The sequence below is a fragment of the Streptomyces sp. 4N124 genome, assembly GCF_052245395.1.
Taxonomy (GTDB): Bacteria; Actinomycetota; Actinomycetes; order Streptomycetales; family Streptomycetaceae; genus Streptomyces.
In genome coordinates this window covers 110209-126527 of the sequence record NZ_JBQQBS010000004.1, presented here as the reverse complement: position 1 = coordinate 126527, position 16319 = coordinate 110209, and the positions used below count along the sequence as shown (strand labels likewise).

The window sequence follows — 16319 nt, the reverse complement described above, 5'->3', positions numbered from 1 at the left end:
TCATGTGTCCTCCAGGGGATCCGGGGGTGCGGGGTAGCGGGCGAGCAGGGGCGACTCGTGCAGGACCAGGGCGATGGCGCCGAGCGCGCCGCCGGACTCGCCGAGCGTGGCGGGGCGCAGGTCGACGCGGTGCCGTGAGATCGGCATGAGGTCGGCGGTCAACGCCCGCTCGACGGACTCGAACAGGACGTCGCCGGCCGCGGCCAGTGCGCCGCCGAGCACGATGACGCCGGGTCCGATCGCGTTGCACACGGCGGCCAGTACGGTGCCGACACGGGAGCCGGCCGCGTCCAGCGCACGCCGCGCGGCGGGGTCGGCGGGGAGGGCCGCGAGCAGCGCGGGCAGGTCGTCCGCCCTGCCGTACGCGTCGAGTACGGCGCCGACGGAGGCCACCGTCTCCAGACACCCTCGCCCGCCGCACGAACATCGGCGCCCGTCCGGCTCGACGGTGATGTGCCCGAACTCGCCGGACAGCCCGTGCGCGCCCCGGTGCAGTGAGCCACCCACGACGAGCCCGCCGCCGACGCCGTGCGACAGCCGCAGATAGAGCACGTCCTGGTCGCCGGCGGCCGCTCCCCAGGTCGCCTCGGCGAGCGCGGCGAGGCGGGTGTTGTTGTCGACGAGGACGGGGACGCCGAAGCGTTTACGGAGGAGGAGGGCGAGGTCGGTGCGGGGGGATTGAGGGCCGGGGGCGGTGTCGGGCTGTTCGGGGTGGGCCTCAACCGGCGCGTCCGGGGGACCGGCCGCCACATCCTCGACAGGCCCGACCACACCCACGCCGATCGCACTCAGCGCGCCGAGCCGCAGCGAGCCGCCGGCCAGCGAACCCACCAGCCGCTCGGCGAGGTCCACCCGCTCCTCCCAGGGAAGGCCAGGTGCGTGCGGCTCGCTCGCCGAACCGATCACCTCATGGGCGACGTTGACCGCGGCGACATGCACCGCACGCCGGGCGAAGTCGATGCCGATCGCCTGCCCCGCCTCGGGGCGGAGCGTCAGTTTCTCGACCGGCCGTCCCCGCCTGCGCTCGGCGGGAGCGGGAGCCGACGCCACGACGGCTCCGCTGTCGACGAGCGCGGCGATGATGTCGTACAGCGTCGTCCGGGACAGCCCACTGTGTCCGCCCAACTCGGCCCGGCTGAGCGGACCGTGCCTGCGCAGCAGATCGAGTACGAGTTCTTCGTGCCCCCGGCGCAGCCGTGCCAGCGGGCCGTCGTGATGCTGTGGCATGGACCACAGCATGCGGACGGCCCGCGTTTTTCGTCAACAGTCCGGAAAAAAGAAATCAGAGGGCGTAGCGGACGAGCCACTCGTCCTCGTTGTACGCGTCTCGCGCCGGATCCGGCGCCGTGGCGGGGCGCTCCTCGACCGTGTCCTCCAACCGAACCCGCTCCGGCAGTGTGCCGAACCGCGCCCGGCGCGCCGTCTCGGCAGCGGCCGCGTCCGCGTTCATCTGTTCCTGGCTCATCTCACCCTCCCCGTTTCGACTGTCACCCGTCCAACTCCTGGCGAGACAGCGATGTTCCCCAAGAGCAGGGCCCTGCAAGCGAGGCCTCTTTAGATAAATTAGTAATTAATATTGACAGCGTTTCGGCCACGCGCCACAGTCTTCGCCAGGACGCTTCCCAACCACCCGGAGAGGCACGTGACTTCACACCCCGATGGTCGCAAGGCCGCAGGTCACAGACTCCCGCGCCGAGCCGTCACGGTCGCCGTGGCCACGGTGCTGGCCGTGACCGCCGCCCCCACGGCCGACGCGCGGACCGCCGAGGACCAGGGCGCGCCCGACTACTACGACAGCGGCCTCGCACCGACGCCCTACATGGGCTGGAACACCTACTACGGGCTGGGCGCGCCCACCGAGAACGAGGTCCGCGCGGTCGCCGACAGGCTGGTCAGCAGCGGTCTGCGGGACAGCGGCTACGACATCGTGTGGCTCGACGGCGGCTGGCAGGCCGACAACCCGCGCGACGCCCAGGGACGGCTGGCCGCGCACCCGGAGCGCTTCCCGTCCGGCATTCCCGCCCTGGTCTCCTATCTGCACCAGCGCGGTCTGCGGGCCGGCATCTACACCGACGCCGGCACCTACGACGGCGGCAAGAGCTGCGGCCTGGGCAGCCGCGGATACTACGAGCAGGACGCGCGGCAGTTCGCGAGCTGGAAGGTCGACGCGATCAAGGTCGACTTCCTGTGCGGGATCGGCGCGAAGCTCGATCCCGGCCCCGCCTTCAAGGAGTTCAGCGACGCGGTGGCCAAATCCGGCCGCAAGATGCTGCTGAACCTGTGCAACCCGCTCACCGACGACTGGGGTCTGCCCCACACCCCCGAGCAGGACGCGCACAACACCTACGTGTTCGCGCCGACGATCGCGGACTCCTGGCGCACCGGCACCGACATCGCCTGGGGCACCCCGAGCCCCGGACAGTGGCCCAACGTGCTGCGCAACATGGACGCCAACGCCTGGCACCCCGAGGCGCAGGGCCCCGGCCACTACAACGACCCCGACTACCTCATCCCGATGCGCCGGATGACCGACGGGTCGTACGAGCTGACGCAGGAGGAGTCCACGACCCAGTTCGTGATGTGGGCCGAGATGGGCTCGCCCCTCGTCCTCGGCTCCGACCCGCGCACCCTGTCGGACTCGATGATCAAGACGCTGCGCAACCCGGAGATCATCGCCGTCGACCAGGATCCACTGGGCATTCAGGGCGTACGGGTGGCGACCGACTCGGTCGGCGACGTGTACAGCAAGGTCCTGAACGGACGCGGGCAGCGGGCGGTCGTGCTGCTCAACCGTTCCGATCAACCCGCCGAGCGCACCGTGCGGTTCGCCGACGCGGGGCTCGGCGGCTCGGTGCGGGTGCGTGACCTTCGGGCGCGTGCGGATCGCGGGACGCACACCACGTCGTACACGGTCGAGGTTCCCGCGCACGGCACGGCATTCCTGAAGCTGACCGGCGCGGAGGACCTGCCCGGTACGAGTCTGGATGTGAAGGCCACGGCGAGCCCGGCCGTGCTGCCGGACGGTGACACCTTCTTCCGTGGGCCGGACGGCTCCCTCGTCCAACTGGCAGACGGCAGAAGGAAGGACCTCGGCGGCCGGATCCTGGGCCAGCCCGCCGCGTACGCCTCCGCAGGCGGCCGTATCGACGTGTTCGTGCGTGGCGCGGACTCCCGGGCCTACCGGCGGGTCTTCACCGACGGGCGCTGGGGCGCCTGGCAGAGCCTCGGCGGCCGGCTGACCGACGCACCGTCGGTGGCCTTCACCGACCCCGGCCACTGGACGCTGTTCGCCCGGGGAGCCGACGGACAGATCGTGCAGCGCGGGCCCTCGTCCGCCTGGTCGTCCCTCGGTGCGCCCGGCGACCGCACGACGTACGGCCGTCCGTCCGCCGTCGTCGACTCCCAGGGGCGCGTCCATGTCGCCGTGCGCACGGCGGCGGACGACGTGTGGACGCGGTCCCGGGACACGGCGGGTGCCTGGTCGCCGTGGGCCTCGCTCGGCGGAACCGTCAGCGGCAGCCCGACGCTGGTCGCCGTGGGTGGCGCCGTGGTGCTGTACGCGCGGGCCGGGGACTACACGCTCTGGCAGCAGCGGTACGACAACGGTGCCTGGCAGGGCTGGAGCAAGCGGCAGGAGTTCCCGAGCGCCGCGTTCGACGGCGCGCTGGGAGCGGTGGGCGGGCCGGACGGCACGGTCGACGCGGTGTTCCGCGGAGTCGACGGCTACGTCCACCGAACCCAGTTCCGATGAATCAGCACGTATCCGCCACGGAGTCCTTCATGACGCATCACCAGCCCAGTCGACGCCGGTTCCTCGCCGGACTCGGTGCCGCCGGGACGACGGCACTGCTCAGCGGCTGTGTCACCTCGACATCCTCGGGCAACAGCTCCTCGAAAGGCGCGGTGACCCTCCAGTCCAACCTCTCCGCCCCGCAGGCCAAGGCCGCGATGGAAGACCTCGTCGCCGCCTACGGCAAGCAGGGCAACGGGAAGGCCACCCTCAACACAGTCGCCGCGGAGACCTTCCGCACCCAGCTGCCGACGTACCTCACCTCCGCCAACCCGCCCGACATCTACACCTGGTACCCGGGCTCGGTCGCGGACGCGTACGCCAAGAAGAACCTGCTGCTCGACCTCGACGACGTCTGGGCCTCGTCGCCCGATCTGAAGAAGTACTCGAAGGCGCTGAACTCCCTGTGCACGGCGAGCTCCGGCAAGAAGGTCTTCGTGCCCATGACCTACTACTGGTGGGGCATGTTCTACCGGAAGTCGAACTTCGCCAAGTGGGGCGTGAGCGAGCCGGAGAGCTGGGACGACTTCCTCGACCTGTGCGACAAGCTCAAGAGCAAGGGCGTCGCGCCGATCGGACTCGGTGCGGGCGGCAACACCCCCTGGGTCGCCTCGGCCTGGTTCGACTATCTCGACATCCGCATCAACGGCGCCGAGTATCACCGCCAACTGCTCGCCGGGAAGCACCGGTTCGACGACCCGGAGGTGCGCAAGGTCTTCGACCGCTGGCAGGAGGTGCTGCCGTACTTCGACCCGGACGGCACCGCCATCCCCTTCCAGGACGCCACGACCTCCCTGCTCAACGGCCGCAGCGGCATGATGCTGATCGGCACCTTCTTCGCCGACGCGGCGCCCAAGGACGCCCTCGACGACATCGACTTCTTCCGCTTCCCGGTCATCGACTCGAAGGTTCCGCTCGCCGAAGAGGCGCCCACGGACGGCTGCTTCGCCAGCGCCCGCACCGGCCGCCGTGAGCAGGTGTCCGACCTGCTGAGTTACGTCGCCACCGCCGAAGCCCAGGAGATCTACATCAAAGGCTCCTCCGGCACCGTCCTGCCGTGCCACCCGGACGCGAAGGACGCCGGCACGGCGCTGGTGAAGAAGGGCCGCAAGCACGTGGAGGAGGCCGCCGAGATCACCCAGTTCTTCAACCGGGACTCCAGCGACGCCCTCCAGCCCACCGCGGACAACGCGCTGACCAAGTTCCTCGCCAAGCCGAAGGACATCGGGAGCATCCTCACCGACTGGCAGCGGGACGCCGAGAAGATCTGGACCGCCTGACATGGCCGTCCTGACCGCTCCCCACCGCAAACTCCCGGTCCCGGCGCCGTCCCGTGGCGGTCGGGGCCGGGGCCCGCGCCGCACTCCCCCGCTGGTGCTCGCGTTCGTGCTCGTACCGCTGCTCGCCGAGGCGCTGTGGGTGTTCTGGCCCGCCCTCCAGGGCTTCTACCTCGCGCTCACCAGCTGGGACGGCGTCTCGGCGCCGCAGTTCGTCGGCCTGGACAACTTCCGGGAGATGGCGCACGACGAGGTCTTCCGCAGCGCGGCCTGGCACACGGTGCTGTGGCTGGTGCTCTTCGGCGGCCTGTCCGCCCTGCTCGGCCTGGCCGCCGCGCTGCTGCTGCAGCAGGAGCGGCGCGGCGTCGGCTTCTACCGGGCCGCCCTGTTCCTGCCCGTCGTCTTCTCGCTGGTCGCCACCGCCCTCGTATGGCAGGCGATCTATCAACCGGACGGCGTCCTCAACCAACTCCTCGGATCCGTCGGCCTCGACAGCCTGCGCCACGCCTGGCTCGCCGACCAGGACACCGCCCTCTACGCCGTGATCGTGCCCGCACTGTGGCGGCAGATCGGCTACGTCATGGTGCTGTACCTCGCCGGCCTCAAGGGCATCGACCCGGCGCTGTACGAGGCGGCCAAGGTCGACGGTGCCGGTGCGTGGCAGCGCTTCCGGCATGTCACTCTCCCCCAACTGCGCAGTGTCAACGCGGTCGTTCTGTCCGTCATCGTCATCGACTCGCTGCGCTCCTTCGACGTCGTGTGGTCACTGACCCGCGGCGGCCCCTACCACTCGTCCGAGCTGCTGAGCACGTACATGTACTCCACCGCCTTCCAGTCTCTGCGCCTGGGTTACGGCTCGGCGCTGGCGGTCGTCATCTTCGTGCTGGCCTTCGGCGTCATCTGCTCCTATCTCGTCCGCGCGTTCCGGGAGGCCGACTGATGTCCGCCACCTCCACGGCCCTGCGCCGCAGGCGTGCCGCGACCGCCGGATTCCACCTGTCCGCCGGTGCGTTGGCGATCCTGTGGCTGCTGCCCATCGCCCTGGTCCTGGTGACCAGCCTGCGCTCCTTCGACGACGTCGCAGCCCACGGCCTGGGCAGTTGGCCCCGCTCCTTCACCCTCGACAACTTCCGTCAGGCCTGGGTCGACGGCGGCCAGCAGCGCGCCCTGATCAACAGCCTCGTCGTCACCGTGCCGTGCGTCCTCGTGACGCTGGCGCTGGCCGCCATGGCCGCGTTCGCCCTCAGCCGCTACGAACTGCCCTTCCGGCGTTCCCTGTTGCTGCTCATGCTCGGCGGCAACCTGCTCCCGCCGCAGATCCTGCTCATCCCGGTGTCCAAGCTCAGCGAGCTGATGGGCGTCTACGACACCCTGCCCGCGCTGATCGGCGTGCAGATCGGCTTCGGCGTCGGCTTCTACGTCTTCGTCCTGCACGGGTTCATGCGGGCGATACCCGCGGAGATCCAGCAGGCCGCGGTCGTGGACGGCGCCGGGCCCTGGCAGATCTTCTGGCGGATCATCCTGCCCTTGACGAGACCGGCCCTGGCCGCACTGAGCGCGCTGTCGTTCACGTGGATCTTCAACGACCTGCTCTGGGCGATCACTGTCCTGCGCAGCGACACCAAGATGCCGATCACCGCCGCCCTCATCGGACTTCAGGGGCAGTACGTGTCGATGTGGAACGTGATCGCGGCCGGGTCCGTCATCGCCGCGGCGCCCACCGTGGCCGTGTTCCTGCGGTTCCAGCGCCACTTCGTGGCCGGCCTCAACCTGGGAGCGGTGAAGTGACGTCGTACGAGCGCTGGATCCTGCGCACCGACCACACCACGTACGCCGTACGGCTCTCCCCCGACGGCCCATGGGCCGAACTCGACGCCTGGGGACCGCACGGCGTGGAGCACGGCCCCTCCGCCCTGGACTGGTCGCGGCGCACGCACTTCATCACGCCCGCCGACGCCGCGCCCGCCGAGTATCTGCCGTACGGACTCAGGCCGTTCACCGGTTCCGAGCTCGTGGCCTCGCGATCGGGCGAGGAGCGGGGCGTGTGGTGGGACTTCGCCGGGGCGGAGGAGAGTGAGGGGACGCTGCGGCTCGCCTTCACGGACCACGTCGTCGGCCTCCGTGCGGTCCTGTGCTACGAGACCGTGCCGGGCACCGACGTGATCCTGCGCTGGACCGAGCTCACCGCCACGGAAGAGCTGCGCCTGGAGCGGTTCGACTCGGCCGCCGTGAACATCCCCGTCGGCGGCACGGCACGGCTGACCTACCTCGCGGGTCAGTGGTCGCAGGAGTTCCAGCGCACCCGACTCGACCTTCAGCGGGGCACGTTCACCATCGGCAGCACGCAGGGCGTGCCCGGGCACGCGTACGCTCCCTGGCTCGCCGTCCAGGACGGAGACTCGGCGGCGGCCTACGGTGTCGCTCTCGACTGGCCGGGCAACTGGCACATCACCGCGGACACGGAACCCGGCGGCATCGTGCGTGTCCGGGCGGGCCGGGTCCCCCACGAGGGCGCCGTGGTCCTGGCTGCCGGCGAAACCCTCGTCACCCCTCGTCTGGCCTGCGCGTTCAGTCCCGACGGACTCGACGGGCTGTCCCGCGTCTGGCACGGCTACGAGCGACGGCTGGCCGGGGAGCGGCTCAACCGTCCCCGCAAGGTGCTCTACAACTCCTGGGAGGCCACCGGCTTCGACGTCGACGCGGCCGGTCAGCTGGAGCTGGCCAAGGCCGCCGCGGAGATCGGAGCCGAGTTGTTCGTCGTGGACGACGGATGGTTCACGGGCCGCGGTGACGACACCGGCGGGCTGGGCGACTGGTATCCGGACCCGGAGGCCTTCCCGGCCGGCTTCGACCGGTTCGTGGCCGACGTCCGTGGGCTGGGCCTGGACTTCGGCCTGTGGGTGGAGCCCGAGGCGGTCAGTCCCGGCAGCCGGCTGTACGCCGAGCACCCCGACTGGGTCTACCGGATCGACGGCCGCCCGGCCACGCTCGTCCGCAACCAGTTGCTGCTCGACCTCGGGCGGACCGACGTCCAGGATTTCGTGATCGGCACGCTCGACCGGCTGTTCGGCGACTACGACATCAGCTATCTGAAGTGGGACATGAACCGGCCGCCCACCGAGCGCGGCCGCCCCGGCTCCGGTCCCGTCGATCTGGACGCGGAGCACGCCGCCGGCTATCTGCGCGTCCTGGACCATCTGCGCGCCGCCCACCCCGACGTCACCGTGGAGGGCTGCGCGGGCGGCGGCGCCCGCGTCGACCACGCGACGCTGGCCCGCACGGACGTGGTCTGGCCCAGCGACAACACCGCCCCGCTGGACCGGCTGTCCATCCAGTACGGCTTCCTGCACGCCCACGCGCCGCACGTCATGAGCTCCTGGGTCACCGACGCACCCGGCGTGTTCGATCCGCGCCCGCGCAGTCTGGCCTTCCGGTTCGTGAACGCGATGTGCGGCGTGCTGGGTGTCGGGGCCGACCTGCGGAGGTGGACTCCGGAGCAGCGGGCCGAGGCCAGGCGGTGGATCGTCCGCTACAAGGAGGTGTGCCATGTCACACACCACGGGGAGGCAAGGCTGCTCGGCTCCCCCGAAGACAGCACCTTCGGCGTGCAGTTCGACGCGGCCGACCGCACGGTCGTCGCCGCGCTGAGTACCGGCCGCCTCGACGGTGCCCCGCTCGTCCCCGGCCGCCCCGACCGGCTCCGGCTGCGGGCGCTGGACCCGGCGGCGCGCTTCCGGGACACGGCGACGGGGACGACGTACAGCGGAGCTCATCTGCTCCACCACGGGCTGCCGTTCGCATGGAGCGCCGATCACGACGCCGACCTCGTGGTGCTGATGCGTGAGTGAGGCGCATATGTTTCCCGTACGGCCCGTCCTCCCGGTGAAGGAGTCGAAACCCACGATGGACCAGCCCGCACGCCGGACCGGCGCCCGGTTCACCGGCCGCACGGCCGTCGTCACCGGTGCGGCCTCCGGCATCGGAGCCGCCACCGCCGTACGCCTCGCGCAGGAGGGAGCCGCTGTCGTGGTCGCCGACATCGCGGAGGAGCCTGGCAAGGCGGTGGCCGAGCGGATCGCCAAGGACGGCGGCCGGGCGCGGTTCGTGAGAGCCGATGTGGCGGCGGAGGACGACTGGACGCGGATCGTGGTCGCGGCCCACGCCTTCGGGCCCGTGGACGTCCTGGTCAGCAACGCCTTCACCGTCGACGTGCGGCCCGCGCACGAGCTGACCCTGCCGTCGTGGCGGCGGCAGCTCGACGTCAACCTCACCGGCGGCTTCCTGGGCTTTAGGGCGGTCCTGCCGGATCTACGGGCCCGGCGCGGCGCGGTGGTGCTGACCTCCTCCGTCCACGCGCACCGGGGCATCCCCGGGCATCCCGCCTACGCCGCCTCCAAGGGCGCCCTGCTGTCGCTGTGCGGGCAGCTCGCCGTGGAGTACGGGCCCGAGGTGCGGGTCAACGCGGTCGTGCCGGGTCCGATCCTCACCGGCGCCTGGGACAGGGTGCCGCCCGAGGAGCGCGAGCGCAGCGTCGCCGAGACGGCGGCCCGGCGCTTCGGCACCCCCGAGGAGGTCGCCGCGGCCATCGCCTTCCTCAGCGCCGAGGAAGCCTCGTACATCACCGGGACCAGTCTCCTCGTGGACGGCGGCTGGAGCGTCGTCAAGGCGTCCGCATGACGCTCTCGTCGCATGAGAAGAAAGGCTGTACGACATGACGCCCTACGCCCGCCGCGGCGTGCACGGCCAGACGGTGGAAGCCCTCGCCCGCCGCATCCTGGGCGGTGAGATCCCCGAGGGCGCCACGCTCGATCTGGCGGCGCTGCAGAGCGAGCTGGACGTGAGCCTCACCGCGCTGCGCGAGTCGCTCAAGGTGCTCGCCGCGAAGGGGATGGTCGACGCCCGCCAGAAACGCGGCACCTTCGTCCGGGCCCGGGCCGACTGGAACCTGCTCGACGCCGACGTCCTGCGCTGGCAGTTCGAGGGCGGCCGCACCAGCGAGGCCGACCAGGCGCTGCTGCGCAACCTGGCGGAGGTGCGCGCCATCATCGAACCGGCCGCCGTCCGGCTCGCGGCGCAGCGGCGCACCGACGCCGACCTCGCCGCCCTGGACGCGGCCGTGGACGCGATGGGACGGCAGGGTACCGACGCCGCCCATGCCGTCGAGGCCGACCTCGCCTTCCATCGTGCCCTGCTCACCGCCACCCACAACGAACTGCTCGAACGCATGGAGATGGTGATCGAGTCCGGCCTCGCCCACCGCGACCGCATCGTGCACAGCTCCCCGCACGGCGAGGATCCGGTGCCGGCGCACCGCGCCGTCCTGGACGCCGTACGCGACCGGGAGCCGCAGGCCGCCGAGGCCGCCATGCGGGCGCTGCTCGATCAGGCAGTACGCGACCTGGACCGGGTCGACCGCTCCGACGAGACGGAAGGCCCCCGTTGAAGATCACTCGCATCGAAACGTTCCTGGTCCCGCCGCGCTGGCTGTTCTGCCGCGTGGAGACCGACGACGGCGTGGTCGGCTGGGGCGAACCCGTCGTCGAGGGACGCGCGGAGGTCGTCCGGGCCGCCGTCGACGTGCTGGCCGAGTACCTCGTCGGCCAGGATCCGCTGCGCATCCAGGACCACTGGCAGGTGCTCACCAAGGGCGGCTTCTACCGGGGCGGGCCGGTGCTGTCGAGCGCGGTCGCCGGCCTCGACCAGGCCCTGTGGGACATCGCGGGCAAGACGTACGGCGCCCCGGTGCACGCCCTCCTCGGCGGCCCCGTGCGCGACCGGGTCCGGGTCTACGCGTGGGTCGGCGGCGACGAGCCCGCCGAACTCACCGAGCAGATCGCCGCCCAGGTGGAGGCCGGTTTCACCGCGGTGAAGATGAATGCCGCCGGAGCCGTCTCGCCGGTGCCGACCGCCGCCGAGACCGCGGCGGTCGTCGCCCGCGTCGCCGCAGCCCGCGAGGCGCTCGGCCCTGACCGCGATGTCGCCGTCGACTTCCACGGCCGGCTGACCGCCGCCGGAGCCCGGCGCGTGCTGGCTCGACTCGGGCCGCTGCACCCACTGTTCGTGGAGGAGCCGGTGGTTCCCGAACAGAGCCATCTGCTGCCCGGCCTCGTCGCGGGAACCGACGTACCGGTGGCCACCGGCGAACGCCTTTACGGGCGCGCCGAGTTCCTGCCCGTCCTCCAGGCGGGGGTCGCCGTCGCACAGCCGGACCTGTCGCACGCCGGCGGCATCTCCGAGGTGCATCGCATCGCCTCGCTCGCCTAGACGTACGGCGCCCAGCTCGCCCCGCACTGTCCGCTCGGCCCGATCGCGCTGGCGGCCGGCCTGCAGATCGCGTTCGCCACGCCCAACTTCCTGATCCAGGAGCAGAGTCGGGGCATCCACTACAACAAGGACGCCGACCTGCTCTCCTACGTCGTCGATCCCGAGCCGTTCCGCTTCGTGGCCGGGCACGCGCCCCGCGGCGACGCACCCGGCCTGGGCATCACGGTCGACGAGGCTGCCGTGCGCGCCGCCGACCGCAGCGGTCACGCCTGGCGCAATCCGGTGTGGCGGCATGCCGACGGGTCGTTCGCGGAGTGGTGACGGTTCCTTTGACGGTCGTCACCGATCCGGCCCACGGCGGTCGTTGGACCTCGCTGCGTGCCGGTGGCCGTGAGTGGCTGTGGCGCCGGGAGGGCGCGGCCCGCGAGGACGTGTCGCCGGGTGACGCCTTCGTCGACGCGGGCGGGCTGGAGGAGTGCGTGCCGACGGTGCGGGGCACTCCCGATCACGGGGACGCCTGGTCACGCCCGTGGACGAGCGACGGGAAGGGCACGGAGAGCGTCGACTGCGAGCGCTTCCGTCTGACCCGGACGATGCGCGCGGGAGCGGAGGTCGACTACGTCCTGACAGCCGACTCGGGCTTCCGCTTCGTCTGGGCCGCCCACGCGCTGCTCGATCTCTCCCGGCGGGCCACGGTGCACATGGCCGAGGGAGCGCGGACCCGCCTCTACCCGGATGCGGGCCCTTGTGTGACGGGCAGTTGGCCCGTCGCAGGGGATGTGCGTCTGGACCGGCTCGGTCCGGACGACGGCACCGCGGTCGGGGCGGTCGTCGACGCCTCCCGCTGCTGCGTCCACGATGACGCGGACCGCCTGGCGTTCGCCCTGGAAGCCGACGGACAGCCGGTGTCGATCGCCCTGTGGCGCAACCTCGGCGGCTTTCCCGCCGAACACCCCTACCGCAGCACGGGCGTCGAGCCGATGATCGGCCGCGTCTTCGACCTCGCCGAAGCGGGCCCGGGGGACGCCGGGCGCGTACCGGCCTCGGGTGAGGTGCGCTGGCGGCTGACGCTCACCCCGGACTGCGACTGTCCCTGAATCACCTGGAATTGGAGCACCCGTTCATGGATCTGCGAGCGGCCCTGACCACCCACCGCCTCGTCGCCATCGTGCGCGGAGACGACCCCGAAGCCGCGCTCAGCACCGTACTGGCCCTGGCCGCGGAGGGCATCGAGCTGATCGAGGTGTCGCTGACCGCCAAGGACGCCCTCACCGTCATCGAACGCGCCCGGCAGGCCCTGGGCCCCGACCGCCCCCTCGGCGCCGGTACCGTCCTGACCGCCGACGACGCCCGCGCCGCGCACCGGGCCGGCGCGGATTTCGCCGTGACCCCCGCGCTGGGCGAAGGAGTGTGCACGGCACGGGAGTTGGGCATGCCGGTGCTCGCCGGTGTGATGACCCCGACCGAGATCGTGGCCGCGCGCGCTTATGACGCCGCCGCGCTGAAGATCTTCCCGGCCGCCGAAGCCGGCGGGCCCGGCTATCTCAAGGCCCTGCGCGGACCGTTCCCGCACGAGCTGTTCGTGCCGGTGGGAGGCGTCGACGAGGCGGCCGCCCGCGCGTATCTGGCGGCCGGAGCGACCGCGGTGGGCGTCGGCTCACCCCTGGTCGGCGACGCCGCCGACGGCGGAAGTGTGAGCGCCCTGCGGGAGCGCGCCCGCGTCTTCCGTGCCGCCGTACAGAAGGCCACGCCGTGACCGAAGTCGCCGTCCGCCGCCCCGACCGCCTGGAACTCGGCGAGGGCATCCGCTGGACCGGTGGCGCCCTCGTGCTCGTGGACATCCTCGCGGGCCGCCTGCTCACCGCCCCCGAAGACCCCACCGCTCCGCTGAAGCAGCTGGCCCAACTGCCCGTTCCCCTGGGGGCGGTGGCCCCCGTGTCCGACTCCCCCGGCACCTGGATCGCCGCCGCGGGCACCGGCATCTGCCTCATCGCCCCCGACGGGTCGACACGGTGGCTCGCGCGGCCCGAGTCGGGCGCTCCCCTGCCGATGCGCATGAACGACGCCACCGCCGACCCCTCCGGCCGGTTCTGGGCGGGCAGCATGTCCTACGACGCCGACGACGGCACCGGCTCGCTCTACCGCGTCGACCACGACGGCACGGTGGTCCGCGTCCTCGACGGCCTCACCGTGCCGAACGGACCGGCGTTCACGGCCGACGGCACCACCATGTACCTGGCCGACAGCGCGCGGGGCATCGTCCGGCGGCATACGGTCGACCCGGTGACGGGCGGTCTCGGAGCAGCTGAGACCTTCGCCGTGCTGGACGAGGGCAGTCCCGACGGCATGGTGGTCGACGTCGAGGGTGCCGTGTGGGTCGCGGTGTGGGGCACCGGGACCGTACGCCGGTATCTGCCCGACGGCCGCCCCGACCGTGTGCTGCGGCTGCCCGCACGACAGCCCGCCGGTGTGTGCCTGGAGTCGGACACCCTCCACATCACCACGGCCCGGGTGGGGCTCACCGCTTCCGGCCCCCTGGACGGCGCGTTGTTCACCGCCCGCGTCGACGTGCCGGGAACACCGGCGGCCTCCTACCGTCGGGGAGGGAGCGAGTGAAGAGCACCTGGGGTCCGGCCGAGGGACCCGTCGTCTGCATCGGCGAGACCATGGCGGCCCTGGCTCCCGCCGTGCCGGAGCCGCTGGAGACCGTCGAGGATCTGCGGGTGTCCGTGGCGGGTGCGGAGTCGAACGTGGCGATGTACCTGGCCGATCTGGGGGTTCCGGTCGCCTGGCTCTCGGCGCTCGGCGACGACGCCTTCGGCCGGCGGGTGCGCGCCGCCGTCGGCGCGGCGGGCGTCGACGTCAGCGGCGTACGCCACGACCCGGACCGGCCGACCGGCCTGCTCGTCAAGGAGACCGGCCGCACCGGCACCCGTGTCCGCTACTACCGCGGCGGCTCGGCGGCGTCCGCCATGGGCCCCGAGGTACTGGACGACGACCGGCTGAAGTCGGCGTCCGTCGTGCATCTCACCGGCGTGACCCCGGCGCTGTCGCCGTCCTGCCGCAGCCTGGTGGAGCGGGCGCTCGCCACCCCGCCGGGCGAACGTCCCCACGCCATCAGCTTCGACGTCAACCACCGACCCGCGCTCTGGTCCGACGGCACCGCAGCCGCGGTACTGCGGGACCTGGCCGACCGCGCCGACATCGCCTTCGTCGGGCTCGACGAGGCACAGGATCTCTGGGGTGCGGATCTGGCGGCGGCCGACGTGCGCCGGCTCGTGCCGCATCCGCGCCTTCTCGTGGTCAAGGACGGCGGACACGCCGCCACCGCCTTCGGCGAGGGGAACACCTGGACCGTGCCCGCGCCGCGCACGGACGTGGTGGAGTCCGTCGGAGCGGGCGACGCCTTCGCCGCCGGATTCCTGGCCGGGCTGCTGCGGGACGGCCACGTACACCGCGCACTGCGGCTCGGGCACATCACCGCCGCGTCCGCGCTCCGGGTGACCAGCGACCACGGTCCGCTGCCGGACCGCGCCCGGATCGAGCGGCTCCTCGACCTCCCCGCGCGGGACTGGACGCGGCAGGACACCTGGATTCACAGTGGTCGCTGAGCCCGCTTCCTCGACACGGCGGCCTTGAGGAGGCGACGGAAAGTGGGGCACTCCATGTGGCTCGGCGCGGGGCAGGCGGCGGCGTGCCGCAGGGAGTCACGCAGGACGGCCAGTTCACGGATCTTCCGGTCCAGCTCGTCCGCCTTCGCCGCGAGCATCTCGCGGTCGATGCGTGGCTGCCCGTCCGGGGCGAACATGTGCGCGATCTCGTCGAGCGAGAACCCCGCGCTGCGGCCCATCGCGATCAGTGCCAGGCGCTCCAGCACGCCGGGATCGTACTGGCGGCGCAGGCCCCGTCTGCCGACCGAGGCGATCAGCCCTTTCTCCTCGTAGAAGCGCAGTGTCGAGGCGGGGACCCCGGCGCGGTGCGCCACTTCGGCGATGTCCAGGTCTGTCACCCCTTGACTTCAAGTCGACTTGAAGTACAACGCTGTCATCCCGGCCCGACGAAGGCAAGCAGAGGAGACGATCATGGACGTCACACGCAGGACCGACGACCAGGCGGCCCGTTGGAGCGGGGCCTCCGGCCACGCCTGGGTCGAGGCGCAGGCGGTGCTGGACGAGTTGCTCAGGCCCTATGAGGACCTGCTCGCCGAAGCGGTGGCCGCCGGGCGCGGCGGCCGTGTGCTCGATGTCGGCTGCGGCACCGGCAGCACCACGCTGGCCGTCGCACGACGCCTCGGGCCGGAGGGCCACTGCGTCGGCGTCGACATTTCGGAACCGATGATCACCGCTGCCCGGGAACGCGTCGAACGGGAGGGCACACCGGCCTCCTTCATCCACGCCGACGCACAGGAGCACCCGTTCGAACCGGCCACCTTCGACACCGTCATCTCGCGCTTCGGCGTCATGTTCTTCAGCGACTCCGTCCGCGCCTTCGCGAACATCCGGCGTGCCGTCCGGGACGGGGGCGAGCTGCGGTGCATCGTGTGGCGCGGCCCCGCGGAGAATCCGTTCATGACGACCGCCGAACGCGCCGCGGCACCGTTCCTGCCGAACCTCCCCGCCCGCCAACCTGACCAGCCGGGGCAGTTCGCCTTCGCGGACCCGGACAGGGTCCACCGCATCCTGGAGGAGAGCGGGTGGACCGGCATCGACATCCGGCCGGTCGACGTGGAATGCGTCCTGCCGGAGAGCGAACTGGTCCCTTACTTCACCCGCTTCGGTCCTGTCGGCCAGGTCCTGCCCGAGGCCGACGAACAGACCCGCGCACAGGTCGTCGAGACGGTCCGCGCCGCCTTCGACCCCTTTGTGGACGGCACGGAAGTCCGCTTCACCGGGGCCTGTTGGTTCGTCGGCGCCCGAGCCTGACGTCGGGGCCGGTCACCACGAAATGTTTCGTGTATCCACCAACCCTTTTCCGGACACGGGTGGTTG

The 16319-nt window shown here is 71.8% G+C and carries 15 protein-coding genes and 1 pseudogene; 13 read left to right on the top strand and 3 right to left on the bottom strand.

Annotated features, from left to right (window positions below):
• Both ACTWQO_RS05755 and ACTWQO_RS05750 read right to left on the bottom strand, forming a co-directional pair.
• Entirely contained in the window at nucleotides 1-1239 is a 1239-nt protein-coding gene (locus ACTWQO_RS05755; protein ID WP_443236115.1) for an ROK family protein, read from the bottom strand.
• 43 nt (nucleotides 1240-1282) lie between these two features.
• Nucleotides 1283-1465, bottom strand: a complete 183-nt coding sequence (locus tag ACTWQO_RS05750) for a hypothetical protein (protein WP_443236114.1) — start codon at nucleotides 1463-1465, stop codon at nucleotides 1283-1285.
• A 264-nt stretch (nucleotides 1466-1729) separates the two neighbouring features.
• Here ACTWQO_RS05750 and ACTWQO_RS05745 point away from each other — a divergent pair, with 264 nt between their 5' ends.
• From ACTWQO_RS05745 to ACTWQO_RS05690, 12 genes and pseudogenes are all read left to right on the top strand, one after another.
• Nucleotides 1730-3751, top strand: coding sequence for a glycoside hydrolase family 27 protein (locus ACTWQO_RS05745; protein ID WP_443236113.1), 2022 nt, complete (start codon nucleotides 1730-1732; stop codon nucleotides 3749-3751).
• 29 nt (nucleotides 3752-3780) lie between these two features.
• Complete coding sequence (locus ACTWQO_RS05740; RefSeq protein WP_443236112.1) at nucleotides 3781-5070, top strand: ABC transporter substrate-binding protein; 1290 nt, start codon at nucleotides 3781-3783, stop codon at nucleotides 5068-5070.
• Nucleotide 5071: 1 nt separating this feature from the next.
• Entirely contained in the window at nucleotides 5072-6007 is a 936-nt protein-coding gene (locus tag ACTWQO_RS05735) for a carbohydrate ABC transporter permease (protein WP_443236111.1), read from the top strand.
• A complete protein-coding gene (locus ACTWQO_RS05730; protein ID WP_443236110.1) occupies nucleotides 6007-6855 on the top strand; it encodes a carbohydrate ABC transporter permease in 849 nt (282 codons plus the stop codon). The genes ACTWQO_RS05735 and ACTWQO_RS05730 overlap by 1 nt, the downstream gene beginning before the upstream one ends.
• Entirely contained in the window at nucleotides 6852-8915 is a 2064-nt protein-coding gene (locus ACTWQO_RS05725; RefSeq protein ID WP_443236109.1) for an alpha-galactosidase, read from the top strand. The genes ACTWQO_RS05730 and ACTWQO_RS05725 overlap by 4 nt, the downstream gene beginning before the upstream one ends.
• Nucleotides 8916-8970: 55 nt before the next feature.
• Nucleotides 8971-9744: an SDR family NAD(P)-dependent oxidoreductase gene (locus tag ACTWQO_RS05720; RefSeq protein WP_443236108.1), complete on the top strand. Its 774-nt coding sequence runs from the start codon at nucleotides 8971-8973 to the stop codon at nucleotides 9742-9744.
• Between the two features lie 34 nt (nucleotides 9745-9778).
• Nucleotides 9779-10510, top strand: a complete 732-nt coding sequence (locus ACTWQO_RS05715; protein WP_443236107.1) for a FadR/GntR family transcriptional regulator — start codon at nucleotides 9779-9781, stop codon at nucleotides 10508-10510.
• Nucleotides 10507-11652, top strand: a pseudogene (dgoD, locus tag ACTWQO_RS05710) (galactonate dehydratase). Before ACTWQO_RS05715 ends, dgoD begins: the two are co-directional and overlap by 4 nt.
• Complete coding sequence (locus tag ACTWQO_RS05705; RefSeq protein ID WP_443236106.1) at nucleotides 11649-12428, top strand: hypothetical protein; 780 nt, start codon at nucleotides 11649-11651, stop codon at nucleotides 12426-12428. Before dgoD ends, ACTWQO_RS05705 begins: the two are co-directional and overlap by 4 nt.
• A gap of 26 nt (nucleotides 12429-12454) precedes the next feature.
• Complete coding sequence (locus ACTWQO_RS05700; protein ID WP_443236105.1) at nucleotides 12455-13087, top strand: bifunctional 4-hydroxy-2-oxoglutarate aldolase/2-dehydro-3-deoxy-phosphogluconate aldolase; 633 nt, start codon at nucleotides 12455-12457, stop codon at nucleotides 13085-13087.
• The gene (locus ACTWQO_RS05695) at nucleotides 13084-13947 is read left to right on the top strand and encodes an SMP-30/gluconolactonase/LRE family protein (RefSeq protein ID WP_443236104.1); all 864 of its coding nucleotides are present in this window, start codon (nucleotides 13084-13086) and stop codon (nucleotides 13945-13947) included. The genes ACTWQO_RS05700 and ACTWQO_RS05695 overlap by 4 nt, the downstream gene beginning before the upstream one ends.
• Nucleotides 13944-14942 carry a sugar kinase gene (locus ACTWQO_RS05690; protein ID WP_443236103.1) on the top strand — a complete coding sequence of 333 codons (999 nt, stop codon included), beginning with the start codon at nucleotides 13944-13946 and terminating at the stop codon, nucleotides 14940-14942. Before ACTWQO_RS05695 ends, ACTWQO_RS05690 begins: the two co-directional genes overlap by 4 nt.
• Here the strand turns inward: ACTWQO_RS05690 and ACTWQO_RS05685 are convergent.
• Complete coding sequence (locus ACTWQO_RS05685) at nucleotides 14927-15340, bottom strand: helix-turn-helix domain-containing protein (protein WP_443236102.1); 414 nt, start codon at nucleotides 15338-15340, stop codon at nucleotides 14927-14929. The two genes, ACTWQO_RS05690 and ACTWQO_RS05685, sit on opposite strands and share 16 nt — an antisense overlap.
• Nucleotides 15341-15413: 73 nt before the next feature.
• On the opposite strand from ACTWQO_RS05685, the gene ACTWQO_RS05680 reads away from it, so the two are divergent.
• Nucleotides 15414-16253 (top strand): class I SAM-dependent methyltransferase, encoded by an 840-nt coding sequence (locus ACTWQO_RS05680; RefSeq protein ID WP_443236101.1) that lies wholly within the window; start codon nucleotides 15414-15416, stop codon nucleotides 16251-16253.
• The last annotated feature ends 66 nt before the right edge of the window (nucleotides 16254-16319 follow it).

Coding starts and splice junctions, on each gene's coding strand:
- ACTWQO_RS05755 (WP_443236115.1), bottom strand. CDS start 1,239: ATGCTGTGGTCCATGCCACAGCATCACGACGGCCCGCTGGCACGGCTG.
- ACTWQO_RS05750 (WP_443236114.1), bottom strand. CDS start 1,465: ATGAGCCAGGAACAGATGAACGCGGACGCGGCCGCTGCCGAGACGGCG.
- ACTWQO_RS05740 (WP_443236112.1), top strand. CDS start 3,781: ATGACGCATCACCAGCCCAGTCGACGCCGGTTCCTCGCCGGACTCGGT.
- ACTWQO_RS05735 (WP_443236111.1), top strand. CDS start 5,072: ATGGCCGTCCTGACCGCTCCCCACCGCAAACTCCCGGTCCCGGCGCCG.
- ACTWQO_RS05730 (WP_443236110.1), top strand. CDS start 6,007: ATGTCCGCCACCTCCACGGCCCTGCGCCGCAGGCGTGCCGCGACCGCC.
- ACTWQO_RS05720 (WP_443236108.1), top strand. CDS start 8,971: ATGGACCAGCCCGCACGCCGGACCGGCGCCCGGTTCACCGGCCGCACG.
- ACTWQO_RS05715 (WP_443236107.1), top strand. CDS start 9,779: ATGACGCCCTACGCCCGCCGCGGCGTGCACGGCCAGACGGTGGAAGCC.
- ACTWQO_RS05700 (WP_443236105.1), top strand. CDS start 12,455: ATGGATCTGCGAGCGGCCCTGACCACCCACCGCCTCGTCGCCATCGTG.
- ACTWQO_RS05680 (WP_443236101.1), top strand. CDS start 15,414: ATGGACGTCACACGCAGGACCGACGACCAGGCGGCCCGTTGGAGCGGG.